General features: G+C 71.8%; 14 protein-coding genes. 6 read left to right on the forward strand and 8 right to left on the reverse strand.

Annotated elements, in window-relative coordinates:
- Positions 1 to 149 precede the first annotated feature (149 nt).
- The gene (locus tag CP982_RS04275) at positions 150 to 692 is read right to left on the reverse strand and encodes a type 1 glutamine amidotransferase domain-containing protein (RefSeq protein ID WP_150509236.1); all 543 of its coding nucleotides are present in this window, start codon (positions 690 to 692) and stop codon (positions 150 to 152) included.
- A gap of 142 nt (positions 693 to 834) precedes the next feature.
- A complete protein-coding gene (locus CP982_RS04280) occupies positions 835 to 1395 on the reverse strand; it encodes a Dps family protein (RefSeq protein ID WP_150509237.1) in 561 nt (186 codons plus the stop codon).
- 205 nt (positions 1396 to 1600) lie between these two features.
- On the opposite strand from CP982_RS04280, the gene CP982_RS04285 reads away from it, so the two are divergent.
- Positions 1601 to 1921, forward strand: coding sequence for a DUF5133 domain-containing protein (locus CP982_RS04285; RefSeq protein WP_308294296.1), 321 nt, complete (start codon positions 1601 to 1603; stop codon positions 1919 to 1921).
- Positions 1922 to 2327: 406 nt separating this feature from the next.
- The gene (locus CP982_RS04290) at positions 2328 to 2801 is read left to right on the forward strand and encodes an SRPBCC family protein (protein ID WP_144001379.1); all 474 of its coding nucleotides are present in this window, start codon (positions 2328 to 2330) and stop codon (positions 2799 to 2801) included.
- Positions 2802 to 2921: 120 nt separating this feature from the next.
- On the opposite strand, the gene CP982_RS04295 is transcribed toward CP982_RS04290, so the two are convergent.
- A complete protein-coding gene (locus tag CP982_RS04295) occupies positions 2922 to 3323 on the reverse strand; it encodes an ANTAR domain-containing protein (protein WP_150509238.1) in 402 nt (133 codons plus the stop codon).
- 230 nt (positions 3324 to 3553) lie between these two features.
- Between CP982_RS04295 and CP982_RS04300 the strand changes: the two genes are divergently transcribed.
- Complete coding sequence (locus CP982_RS04300) at positions 3554 to 4510, forward strand: AraC family transcriptional regulator (RefSeq protein WP_150509239.1); 957 nt, start codon at positions 3554 to 3556, stop codon at positions 4508 to 4510.
- A gap of 59 nt (positions 4511 to 4569) precedes the next feature.
- On the opposite strand, the gene CP982_RS04305 is transcribed toward CP982_RS04300, so the two are convergent.
- Both CP982_RS04305 and CP982_RS04310 read right to left on the reverse strand, forming a co-directional pair.
- Complete coding sequence (locus tag CP982_RS04305; RefSeq protein WP_184924738.1) at positions 4570 to 5205, reverse strand: hypothetical protein; 636 nt, start codon at positions 5203 to 5205, stop codon at positions 4570 to 4572.
- Between the two features lie 183 nt (positions 5206 to 5388).
- The gene (locus CP982_RS04310) at positions 5389 to 5787 is read right to left on the reverse strand and encodes a VOC family protein (protein WP_150509240.1); all 399 of its coding nucleotides are present in this window, start codon (positions 5785 to 5787) and stop codon (positions 5389 to 5391) included.
- Positions 5788 to 5931: 144 nt separating this feature from the next.
- Here CP982_RS04310 and CP982_RS04315 point away from each other — a divergent pair, with 144 nt between their 5' ends.
- Positions 5932 to 6804, forward strand: a complete 873-nt coding sequence (locus tag CP982_RS04315; RefSeq protein WP_150509241.1) for a LysR family transcriptional regulator — start codon at positions 5932 to 5934, stop codon at positions 6802 to 6804.
- A 30-nt stretch (positions 6805 to 6834) separates the two neighbouring features.
- On the opposite strand, the gene CP982_RS04320 is transcribed toward CP982_RS04315, so the two are convergent.
- Complete coding sequence (locus CP982_RS04320) at positions 6835 to 7422, reverse strand: TetR/AcrR family transcriptional regulator (RefSeq protein ID WP_150509242.1); 588 nt, start codon at positions 7420 to 7422, stop codon at positions 6835 to 6837.
- A gap of 127 nt (positions 7423 to 7549) precedes the next feature.
- Here CP982_RS04320 and CP982_RS04325 point away from each other — a divergent pair, with 127 nt between their 5' ends.
- Entirely contained in the window at positions 7550 to 8989 is a 1440-nt protein-coding gene (locus CP982_RS04325; protein ID WP_150509243.1) for an amidase, read from the forward strand.
- 14 nt (positions 8990 to 9003) lie between these two features.
- Here CP982_RS04325 and CP982_RS04330 read toward each other — a convergent pair whose 3' ends face one another.
- Both CP982_RS04330 and CP982_RS04335 read right to left on the reverse strand, forming a co-directional pair.
- On the reverse strand, positions 9004 to 9873 hold the full coding sequence (locus tag CP982_RS04330; protein ID WP_150509244.1) for an MBL fold metallo-hydrolase: 870 nt from the start codon (positions 9871 to 9873) through the stop codon (positions 9004 to 9006).
- A 239-nt stretch (positions 9874 to 10112) separates the two neighbouring features.
- Positions 10113 to 11174, reverse strand: a complete 1062-nt coding sequence (locus CP982_RS04335) for an alkene reductase (RefSeq protein WP_150509245.1) — start codon at positions 11172 to 11174, stop codon at positions 10113 to 10115.
- Positions 11175 to 11290: 116 nt separating this feature from the next.
- Between CP982_RS04335 and CP982_RS04340 the strand changes: the two genes are divergently transcribed.
- Positions 11291 to 11662 (forward strand): MerR family transcriptional regulator, encoded by a 372-nt coding sequence (locus tag CP982_RS04340; protein WP_150509246.1) that lies wholly within the window; start codon positions 11291 to 11293, stop codon positions 11660 to 11662.
- Positions 11663 to 11677 lie beyond the last annotated feature (15 nt).

An 11677-nucleotide genomic window follows, 5' to 3' on the forward strand; every position in this document is an offset into this window, starting at 1 on the left:
TGAAAGCGCCCCGAATCGCTGGAAACGGACCACGAACGCCCAGGAAATGAACGGACCCGCGCACGTCGTGCACAACGATCGATCGACGGCGCCGCACGGCCCGCGGACAACGGTCGTGACCGCCGCCGTCGGGCCGGGGGGCTCGGCCCTCAGGCGCCGGTCTTGCCCAGGGCGTCGGTCAGGGCGCGGCAGAAGGCCGGGAGGTCGTCCGGCTTGCGGCTGGTGACGAGGGTGTTGGGGCCCGCGGTGCACACCCGCACCTCCTCGTCGACCCACGTGCCACCCGCGTTGCGGATGTCGGTGCGCAGGCTGGGCCAGGAGGTGACGGTGCGGCCGCGCACCACGTCGGCCTCGACGAGCGTCCACGGGGCGTGACAGATCGCCGCGACGGGCTTGCCCGCGGTGAAGAACTCCTCGATGAACGCCACCGCCCGCTCGTCCAGGCGCAGGGCGTCGGGGTTGGCGACGCCGCCGGGCAGGACCAGGGCCTCGAAGTTTGCGGCGGACGCCTCGGCCACGACCTGGTCGACCGGGAAGGAGTCGGCCTTGTCGAGGTGGTCGAACCCCTGGACGCGACCCGGCTCGGTCGACAGCAGGACGGGCTCGGCCCCTGCGGCCTCGACGGCCCGCCACGGCTCGGTCAGTTCGATCTGCTCCACGCCTTCGGGCGCGGTGAGAAAGGCGATGCGCACGGTGGCTCCTCTCCTTGATGAAGTGCTGCTTCGGGTTCTCACGCTGGTATGTCTGGTACTGGTACGTCTGGCGCCGGCTTGTCTCGCGCTGGTTCGTCTGGTGCTGGTTCGGGTTCTCGTACGCGCGGTTCTCGGGGCGCGGTCAGCTCTCCCGGGCGGCTTCCGCGGCCTCGCGCTCCGTGGCCTTGCCGCCGGTGGAGAGGGTGCCCTGGGCGCTCTCCAGGTGGGCCCGGACGAACCACTGGAACTGGTCCAGGTCACGGACCTGTTCGATGAGGATGTCCTCGGTGGCCGGGTCGAGCTTGCCGACCTCGTCGATGGCGGTGCGGTAGGCCTCGATCACGCCGGTGTACACGAGGTCGAGCGCGCCCAGGTGGGCGATGGCGTCGGCCCGGCCGATGCTGTAGTCGTCCCAGGTGCGCTCGGTCACCAGGGTGCCCGGCGTGCCCTGGGGCACGCCGCCGAGGGCCGAGATGCGCTCCGCGACGTCGTCGGCCATGGCGCGGACGCGGTCGACCTGCGGATCCAGCATCTCGTGTACGGCGATGAAGTGCGGGCCGACGACGTTCCAGTGCACGTGCTTGAGCGTGAGGTGCAGATCGTTCAGCGCGTGCAGACGCATGCCGAGCGCCGCGATGAGCTTGCCGCCGTCCTCGACGCTGATGCCGGGGACGGTGTAGCGCGGGGTGGTGGTACGGGCCATGGTGCGCTCCTCACAAGGGTCGGGCACCGACACCCCGGCGCGGGCCGCGGCATCGATACCGGAACTACGGGTACTGGGGACGACCGACTCGTCGTCTCCCTCTGGCACGCCTTCCCCCGCCTAGTGCGACATAACATGTGAAATAGGCCAAAGGCCACATATAGCGATGCCGACGGGGTAGACGCGGGGCACATCAGAAGAAGGGGTGGACACCGTGTTGATGCCGGATCCCAAGGCACTGAGAGTCCTGCTCGCCCGCTACGCGGACCTGCGGATCGCGGCGCCGCCGACGGAGGCGACCCGTCGTGCGCTGGAGGACGTGAGCTACACGCTCTGCGTGATGACCGGCGTGAACCGGGTCGACGACGCGCTCGGCGTCGCCGACGCGCTGCTCGCGGAGCCCGGCCCCGAGGTGGGACGGGCGCGTGCCGAGGTGCCGCAGGTGCCCGACGCACGGCCGGTCGGCCGGGCGGACGAGGTCACGCTTCCCCGGCCCTCGGTCGGTCCAGCGACCTTGCTGTCCTGAAGTTCACCCACCTCAGTGCTCACTCCCGTATATCGACAACAACTGTGTCGAGGCGCCTAACCGTGCCTCTCCCCCGTAAACCCATGCGTGTCGGCGGGCGCATCGGGAAATGGCTCGAGTGGTCCTGTGTCAATGCCGGGCATCGGGGGAACTCGCAGCTCTGGAGATGACGGACCACGGCGTCTTTCGCCGCTCTCGTCCCGCTGGCGCGGGTGCGAGGGGCCCGGCCGCCACGGCGACTGTCGCCGCCCCTCGCTCCTGAGTTCCGTCGCGACGCGATCACGTGGAGATGGCGGCACGGAATTCCCCCGCCCGTTCCCGCCTATGGCATCGCGTCCGAAGAGAGCCAGCTGATTCACAGAGCTGTTCATTCACAGAGACAGAGACAGAGACAGAGGAGGACTGTATGAGCACGATCAAGGAAACCGTGGACGTGCAGGTGCCGATCCGCACGGCGTACGACCAATGGACGCAGTTCGAGGAGTTCCCGAAGTTCATGGAAGGCGTCGACGAGGTCCGGCAGGTCGACGACGTGCACAACCACTGGACCACGAGCATCGGCGGTGTGCGGCGCGAGTTCGACACGGAGATCGTCGATCAGTTCCCGGACGACCGGATCACCTGGCGGACGATCGGGGGCGACACCCGCCAGCAAGGGACGGTGCGCTTCCGGCAGCTCGACGCCATGCGGACCCGGGTGGAACTGGTCATGGACGTCGAGCCCACCGGTGTCGCGGAGAAGGGCGCGGACGCGCTGGGTGTCATCGAACGGCGCGTGAAGGGCGACCTGCACCGGTTCAAGGACCACGTCGAGCGCACCGGTGAGAGCGGCGCCTGGCGCGGCCGCATCCGACCGGGCGACCCCGGCTCACCTCTCTGACCGCGCCTCCCTCCACTCGCCTCTCTGACCTCAGGCCCCTCCGGGCGCCGCCGGACTCAGCGGCGCCCGGAGGGGCCCTTGGCGGCGCCCGGAGAACACCGAGAGGGCACCATGGGCGAATCAGCGCGGGGCGCACGCGCTCGTTGTCTCCCGCAGGCGTCTGCGCCGCCCTTCCCGCAGCTCCTCCCGCAGCCCCGCGCGCACCCTGACGCGCGCCCCGGCCACTCCGGCCGCCTCGCGGCGCCTGAGCGCCGCGCACATCGCGAGGCGCACCTCCTCGGGCAACTCTCCGCAGCGGGGCCACCGCACGAGGTGCTCAGCGATCTCCCGCAGCTTGATGTTGGTGTGCTGGGAAACCTCCCGCAGCAGTTCCCAGGCGGCCTCCGGGCACATTCCGCCGCAGGCCATCACGACACCGATGGCCTGGTCGACGACCGCGTGCGAGACCACCGCGCGCTGCAGCTGCGCGACCTCCTCCTGGAGGGCGACGAGCCGCCCTGCGCCTTCTTCGTCTTCTGGCATCGCGAGCGGAACTCCCTGGTGAGACAGCCTTGATGGTCACTCCACACCTGCCCGCGATCGGCGCCGGTGACAGTACGCGCAGCGAACACTTGCCGCGTCGGCTGTCCAGAAAGCGCAACGAACGCCGTCCTACCGCTCTCGGGCATTCCGCGGGCCACGTAACGTCGCCTGAGCAGCCCGGTTCCCGAGGCGGGCCCCGCCCCGCCCGCTCCCCGCCAGAAGGTGACGCCGTGAGTTCGCTGACGTTCGAGAGCGACGACCTAGAGGTGACGGAGGACTTCCTCTGCCGCGCCTACGCCAAGATGCGCATCGGCAGCGGAACGCCCGAGTCCAGCCGCGCACGCATCCACCGCGACAGCACCCCGGCGGTCAGCGTGGACGAGCTGGACCTGAACTTCGACATGTCCTACTCCGTGACCCCGCTGGGCAGGATCTGCCTGTGCGTCGTCCACGAAGGCACCATCCAGGACCACGGATTCCACGGCGTCCGGGACGACTTCGGGCCCGGCGACGTCGTGATGTTCGCGCCTCCGGACCTGCCGTACGCGGGACGCATCTGCAGCGCCCGCTACAACATCACGATGCTCGACCCCGGTCTGCTCGACCAGGTCGCGGCCACCGCGGGAAGACCCCTGCACGAGCCGGTGCGGCTGACCCGGCACAGACCCTCGTCCCCCGCCGCGGCCGACCACCTCAAGAAGACGATCGTTCATCTGCGCGACCACGTCCTGGCCGACCCGGCCGTCGCGGCGCAGCCCCTGATCGTGTCGGCCGGCAGTCAGCTCCTGGCCGCGAGCGTCCTCGCGGCCTTCCCCAACACCGCGAGCACCGACCCCACCGGCCAGGACCGCGCCGACGCCCACTCCACCACCCTGAGGCGCGCCATCGCCTACATCGACGACCACGCGGACCGGCCCGTCACCGTCGCCGACATCGCCGCCGCCGCCCATGTGACGATCCGGACCCTCCAGTACGCCTTCCGCCGTCACCTCGACACGACCCCGCTGGCCTATCTGCGCCGGGCCCGGCTCGCGCACGCGCACCGCGACCTGCTGAACGCCCCGCCGCGGGGCGAGGCCACCGTCGCGGGCATCGCCGCGCGCTGGGGCTTCGCCCACCCGGGCCGCTTCGCCGCGCAGTACCGGTCCGTCTACGGCACCAGTCCCTCCCGCACGCTCAACAGCTGACGGCGTCACGCGCGTCGGCCCCCGTCGGCAGGTCACCGACGGGGGCCGTGGACGCGGGGTCAGTAGAGCTTGTTCACGGCCGTCCTGGCGGTGGCCTTGAAGCCGCTGACCGGTGCGTCCGACAGCTTGCCCAGCTGACCCCAGCGGACGAGCGTCACCGTGCGCCCGTCGCGGCCCACCGCGAACAGGTTGGCGTCCGAGGCCCCCCAGTTCCAGGCGGTGTGCAGGCCGTAGACGTGCACGCCCTCCTCGACGTTCAGCTTGCCGTAGTACTTCTGCTTCGCCTCGACGTCCGGGTGCTCCCGCTCCAGGCGTGCGGCGCAGCCGTCCAGCTTCTCGCGCAGGAGCGCGGCGAACTCCTTGGCCCGCCGCGTGTCCCGCTCCACCACGGTCACCTGGACGGCGTTGGTGTCGAGGTCGGTCCAGAAGGTGCGGTGCACCGACGTCGACGGCAGCGCCTCGCCCGCGCACACCGGCAGGGCCTCGGGCTGGCCCGCGGTCACCCGCCCCGCGTGCCACGCCGACGTGGGGTGCGGCGGCAGCTCACGGGAGGTGAGGAAGCGCGGCTCCCCGCCGCCGGACGGGGCCGCGGCGGCGGGTGCCGCGACGGCGGGTGCCGCGACGGCCCCGGCCGTGGCCGCCACGCACATGCCGACCGTCGTCGCGGCCAGGGCACCTCGGGTACGCATGCTCATTTGTCTCCCCCAACTCCCGCTGTTCGCGTGCCGATCGGCACGTCCACCCCGTTCGACCCGCCACGGCCGCCGGACGTTGCACGGCTGATCGTCACAGCCTCGTCGCGTATGTCACCGATCAGAAACAGGAGTTCGGGCGGAGGCAGGAGACGCGCGGGGGAGGTCCCGCGCCCGGCAGGGGGCTCAGGCGTCGGTGTCCTGCGGGTACCAGCGCAGTTCCACGGTGTTGCCGTCCGGGTCCTGCACGTAGAGGGAGATGGCGGTGCCGCGAGCGCCGAAGCGCTTGCCGGGGCCGTCGACCACGGTGAACTCGCCGGAGTCGATGACCTCCTGCCAGTCGAGCGGCTCGACCGCCAGGCAGATGTGGTCGACGTTCCGGCCCGCCCCTGACTCCGTGTCGCGCGCCGGGAAGAGGTCGATGATGGTGCCGGGGCTGACCCGCACGGACGGGAAGGAGACCTTGCCGGCCCGCCATTCCTCCACCCGCACCGGTTCGAGACCGAGCGGTCCGGTGTAGAAGGCGAGCGAGCGCTCGACGTCGGCGACGTTGAGGACGATGTGGTCGAGGGCGATCACGCGCATGGGGTGTCTCCGCGAGGTCGGGGGCGCCTGGGCGCCGGAAGTCGTACGGCCGTGGTCCGCCGTTGACTTCATGATCACCCGGTCCGTACCCATCAGTCCAACACATAATTGTCATCGATATCCATCGTGATTCACGATGGATCCATGGACCTTCAGCAGATGCGCTACGTCCTCGCGGTGGCGGAGACGGCCAGCTTCACCCGGGCCGCCGAACGGTGTCACGTCGTCCAGTCCGCGCTCAGCCACCAAGTGGCCCGCCTGGAGAAGGAATTGGGCGCCCGGCTCTTCGAGCGGACCAGCCGCCGGGTGCGGCTTACCGCCGCGGGAGAGGCCTTCCTGCCCGCCGCGCGGCAGGCCCTGGACGCGGCCGAGCGGGCCCGCGCGGAGGTGGCGGCGGCCACCGGCGAGGTGCGGGGCACTCTGACCGTGGGGGCGATCCCCACGGTGACGGCGGTGGACCTCCCCGCGGTGCTGCGGGACTACCGGCGGCGCTACCCGCAGGTGCGCATCAGTCTGCGCGCCGGTTCCAGCGATCAGCTCGTCGAGCGGGTGCGCGAGGGCCGGTTGGACGCGGCGTTCATCGGCGTGCCGCCCGGCTTCCGGACGCAGGGCGTCCACGACCGGGAACTCGCCCACGGGCGGCACGTCGCCGTGGTCGCCCCTGACCATCCGCTGGCCGCGCACCGGGAGGTGGACCTCCGCCTCCTCGCCGACGAGGTGTTCGTCGACTTCGCCGAGGGCAGCGCCGCGCGCGCCCAGTCCGACCAGGCCTTCGCGGCGGCCGGCCTGCGCCGCGAGGTGGCCTTCGAGGTGTCGGGGGTCGAGCTGATGTCCCGCATGGTCCGCCAGGGCCTCGGCGTGGCCCTGCTGCCCGCGTCGTTCGCGGCCGAACTGCACGGCCTGCGGAGCGTGCCGATCACCGACGGGCCCGTGCGCGTGGAGCGCCTCGTCCGAAACCGCTCCACCCCGACCCCCGCGGCCGCCGCCTTCCTCGCCCTGCTGGGCGCCGACGACTGAGAAGCCTCCTGCCCGTCCCCGCGTCAGCGGCTACCGTCCCACGATCCCCTCGATGATCCTCAGCAGCCGGTCCCCCACCTGGTCGACGCTGCCGTTCTGCGTGCTGACCTGCGCGCCCTCCAGGACGAAGGTGATCTCCGCCGCAGCCTGTTCGGGGTCGGAGAGCCCGGCCGCCGCGCACATGCCGACCAGTCGGCGCAGCTGGTGGGCCTTGTGCTCCTCGATCACCTGCCGCGCGGGGTGGGAGCGGTCGGGCAGCTCCGCGAGGGAGTTGATGAACGGGCAGCCCCGGTACGACAGCGTCGGCAGCCCCTCGGCGATGAAGCGGGCCAAGCCCAGGATCTGCTCCCGCGGCCGGTCCGGGTGCTCGGCCTCGACCCGGTCGAAGGCGGCCCGGTAGTCGGCGGCGAGGATCCGCAGCCACTCCGCGACCAGCGCGTCCTTGGTCTCGAAGTGCCGGTAGATCGCCATCTTGGTGGTCCCGGCCCGCTCCGCGATCGCCTGCACGCCCACTCGCAGGATCCCCTCGCCCTGGAAGAGCTCCTCCGCCGCGTCGAGGATGCGCTCGCGCGGCGGCAGCTTCGCCACTCTGCCCGGCCTGCTGGCGGTCGATGCCATGACTGCTCCGTGACGTCCGGTCGGTGGTGAGGTTCCCGTGCCCTGCTACGGTACCAACCAGTGCCAGACGATACCGATCGGTATCGCTTGGTACTCAACGGTACTGTTCCACCTGCTGGGAGCGACAGTGAGAGTTTCCGAGTACGTGAACTACGACGCGGTCGGCCTCGTGGCCGCGGGCGAGGTGACCCCCGCCGAACTGGAGGCGACCGCCCGCGAGGCGGCCGAAGCGGTCGAACCGCGGATCAACGCCATCGTGGAGACCTGGCCGACCGACGACGAGCCCCGCCCCGACGCACCGCTGGCCGGGGTGCCCTTCCTCATCAAGGACCTCGGAGTCCCCATGGCCGGACGGCGGATGGAGCTGGGCAGCCGCCTCGCGGCGGGCCACGTCGCCGAGGCCGACTCCTCACTGATGCGGCGCTTCCGCCGCGCGGGGCTCGTCACGTTCGGCAGGAGTACGACGCCGGAGCTGGCCTACAGCATCGCGACCGAATCGGCGCTGTACGGCGCGACCCGCAACCCGTGGAACCCGGAGCTGGGCGCGGGCGGCTCCAGCGGAGGCGCGGGCGCGGCCGTCGCCGCGGGCGCGGTGCCGATGGCGCACGCCACCGACGCGGCGGGTTCACTGCGCATACCCGCCGCCCACAACGGCCTGTTCGGCCTCAAGCCCACCCGCGGCCGGGTCTCCATGGGCCCGGACGCCGACGAGATGTTCAACGGCCTGGTCGTGCACGGCGGCGTCAGCCGCACCGTGCGCGACAGCGCGGTCCTGCTCGACCAGATCCGCGGCCCGGAGCCGGGGGACCCCTACTTCGCGGCGGAGCCGCCCCGGCCCTACGCGGAGGAAGTCACCCGTGACCCGGGTGCGCTGCGGATCGGCGTCCTCGCGCAGGCGTGGGGCGGTCGCCGCACCACCGCACCGGTGGCCGACGCGCTCTCCCGCACCGTGCTGCTCCTGGAGTCACTGGGGCACGAGGTCGAGGAGGCGGCGGTCGGCCTCGGAGCGGCCTGGGAGGAGTTCATCCTGGCCAACGCCCGTCTGGTCACGGCGAATCTGACGGTCCTGGTCGACGGGCTCGCCGCCGCCCTCGGCCGACCCGTCGACTCCTCGACCCTCGAACCGGTGACCCTCGCCGGCTACCACTACGGGCAGCGCGTCAGCGGCACCCAGTTCGCCGCCGCCTTCGCCCTGCGGAACCAGGTCGCCCGCAGCCTGGGACGGCACTTCGACGCGTACGACATCCTGCTGACGCCGACCTTGCCGGAGCTTCCCGCACCGCTCGGCACCTTCAACGAGGGCGCGGAGGCACTGGACGGCCTCGGCTGGATGGCGCGGCTCAACGAACACTCGCCGTTCACCATGCCGTTCAACGTGGCGGGCACGCCCGCCATGTCCGTGCCCCTGACGGCCGACGCCGGTACGGGGCTGCCGATCGGCATGCAGTTCGCCGCCGGGTACGGGCGCGAAGGGCTCCTCTTCCGGCTGGCCGGGCAGCTGGAACAGGCGAGCCCGTGGTCGGGCCGGATCCCCGCGGTGTGGGCGGGGAGCGCCACCGGCCACTGAGGCGGAAGCCGCTCTCACCAGCGGACGGCCGTGAAGTCGACGGGCTGCGGCCGCAGCAGACGTACGCGCTCGGTCAGCAGGCGCAGCCGCCGGGACATCTCGTCGGCTGAGAGGCGGCGGCGGTCCCCGTGCCCCGGCAGCACCCACTCGAACCGCAGGCGTCCGGCGGTCCGGGCCAGGGAGGCGGCCAACTCCTCGATGGAGTACCAGGTCACGCTCTCCGCGACCTCCAAGTCGCCCGTGGTGCGCGACCAGTAGACGCTGTCGCCGCTGAAGCAGTACCGGTCGTCGGCGAGGTAGAGCACGCTGCCCCGGGTGTGGCCGGGCAGCGGGTGGGCGGTGACCCCGGGGCCGATCTCCACGGGTTCGAGGCCGCGGATCACCTGGTCCGCGTCCGGGGCCGCGTCGAGGTCGCCCTCGTGGATCCACAGCCGGGCGCCGAAGTGGTCGGCGTACTGGCGGCCGTGCGCGGCATGGTCGCGATGGGTCAGCAGGACGTCGGTGACGGGTCCTGCGGCCGTGCAGCGCCGGGCCAGGTCGTGGCTCCAGCGGGGCGTGTCGACCATCATGGCGGTGCCGGACGGCCGCCGGAGCAGGTAGGAGTTGGCCCCGGCGGTGCGGGGCGAGTTGTGGCCGCAGATCAGGACGTGGTCGTCGAGGGCCAGCGGGAAGGGGTCGAGTGCCTGGTCCGCCCGCCCGGACACCGGGCGGATCGACCGGGTGGGGCAGGCGAAGACGGCGGCGTGTAAGCGCCGGTTCTCCGCTTCGTCGCGCGGCGGCCGCAGGATCCTCGACTTCCCCTCGGCCTCGCCGATGAGGTCGGGCGCGAACTGCCGCGCGACATCGCAGTTGGTGCAGCGGTCGTCCACATACCATGCGTCCACGACGGGCTCCTTTGCGGAAGGGGGCTCGGGAAGAGGTGCCGCCCGGCGGCTGTACCTCCAGGGATATCCCGTCCGGGTACGGAATCGGTAGGCCGTGCCGACCTTGTGTTTCGGGCCTGGCGGCGCTCTAGCAGATGGATGAATGCCGATAAATCCCCGCACGGCGGGCAGGATCGTCCGCCGTGCGGGAGGGTCCGCCGCGGGACACGCCGGCGCCGGGCACCAGGCTCCGGACACCGTCAGTCGACGTAGCCGGAGTCCCCGCCCTGGAACCACAGTTCCCGGTCGACCGCGCGCAGCGCCGCACCGGTGCGGAAGCGCTCGACGAGGTCGGGGTTGCCCAGGTAGGCACGGCCGTAGCTGACCAGGTCCGCGCCCCGGGCCAGCCAGTGCTCGCCGTGCTCCCGGGTCCCCACCGTCTCGTCGATCTGACCGCCGGGGTTCGCGATGAAGGCGGTGGGCCAGCTCTTGCGCAGCTCCACGAGGAGGTCGTCGGACCCGGTGGCCACGACGTGGACGTAGGCCAGGCCGAGCGGGGCGAGGGCGTCGAACAGCGCGGCGTACAGGCCCGGCACATCGTCCTCGACGACGTCCCAGACCCGGCCGCCGGGGGAAAGGCGGATGCCGACGCGCTCGGCGCCGATGGCGTCGGCGGTCGCCTCGGCGGCCTCGACGGCGAAGCGGATGCGGCCCGCGACGGAGCCGCCGTAGGCATCGGTGCGGAGATTGGCGTTGGAGGACAGGAACTGCTGGATCAAGTAGCCGTTCGCACCGTGCAGTTCGACGCCGTCGAAGCCCGCGGACACGGCGCGGCGCGCCGCGTCGGCGTACACCGCCACCTCTCCCCCGACCTCCTTCAGCGACAAGGCACGCGGCACCGGGGCGGGTTGACGGCCGTCCGCCCCGAAGGATCCGACATAGACCTCGCCGCGCAGCGCGACCGCCGAGGGTCCCACCGGGTGCTGCCCGGCGACGCCCGGGTGCCCCACGCGTCCGCCGTGCATGATCTGGGCGAAGACGCGGCCGCCGTTGGTGTGCACGGCGGAGGTGACGGGCCGCCAGGCCGCCACTTGCGCCTCGTTGTACAGGCCGGGGGTGTTCGGGTTCGACTGGCCGAGCAGGCTCGGCTGGACACCTTCGGTGATGATGAGTCCCGCGGTGGCGCGCCGCGCGTAGTAGGCGGCGGTCGACGCCGTCGGCAGCCCGTCCGCGCCGACCCTCGCCCGGGTCATGGGAGCCATCACGACCCGGTTGGGCAGGGCGAGTTCACCGAGGCTGAATCCCTCGAAAAGGCTGGTCATGGTGGTGCCTCTCGGTCGGAGGTGGGCGGGCCGGGGCTCCCGGCCCGTTCGTCGGCTACGCTAAAACCTGACATGGACGTCAGGGTCAAGGTGAGAGAGACCACAGGGGAGGCGGCATGCGCATCGGTGAACTCGCGACCCGCACGGGCGTGAGCGTGCGATCACTGCGGTACTACGAGGAGCAGGGCCTGCTGGCCTCCGAGCGCAGCCCGAGCGGCCAACGGCGCTACGAGGCCCGCGCCGTGGACCGCGTCCACCGGATCCAGCAGCTGTATCGCGCGGGACTGCCGAGCAGGTCGATCCGCGAGCTCCTGCCGTGCGTGGCCACGGGCGAGGCGTCCGAGGAGCTCCTCATATGGCTCGCGGGCGAGCGCGACCGCATCGACCGGCAGATCGACGACCTCAAGGACACCCGGAACCGCCTCGACGACATCATCTCGACGGCGGCCACCGCACTGCACACGGGGCAGCCCTGCGAGGCCTCCTGACGTACCATCAGGCGC

It is taken from the genome of Streptomyces spectabilis, assembly GCF_008704795.1.
Lineage (GTDB): Bacteria > Actinomycetota > Actinomycetes > Streptomycetales > Streptomycetaceae > Streptomyces > Streptomyces spectabilis.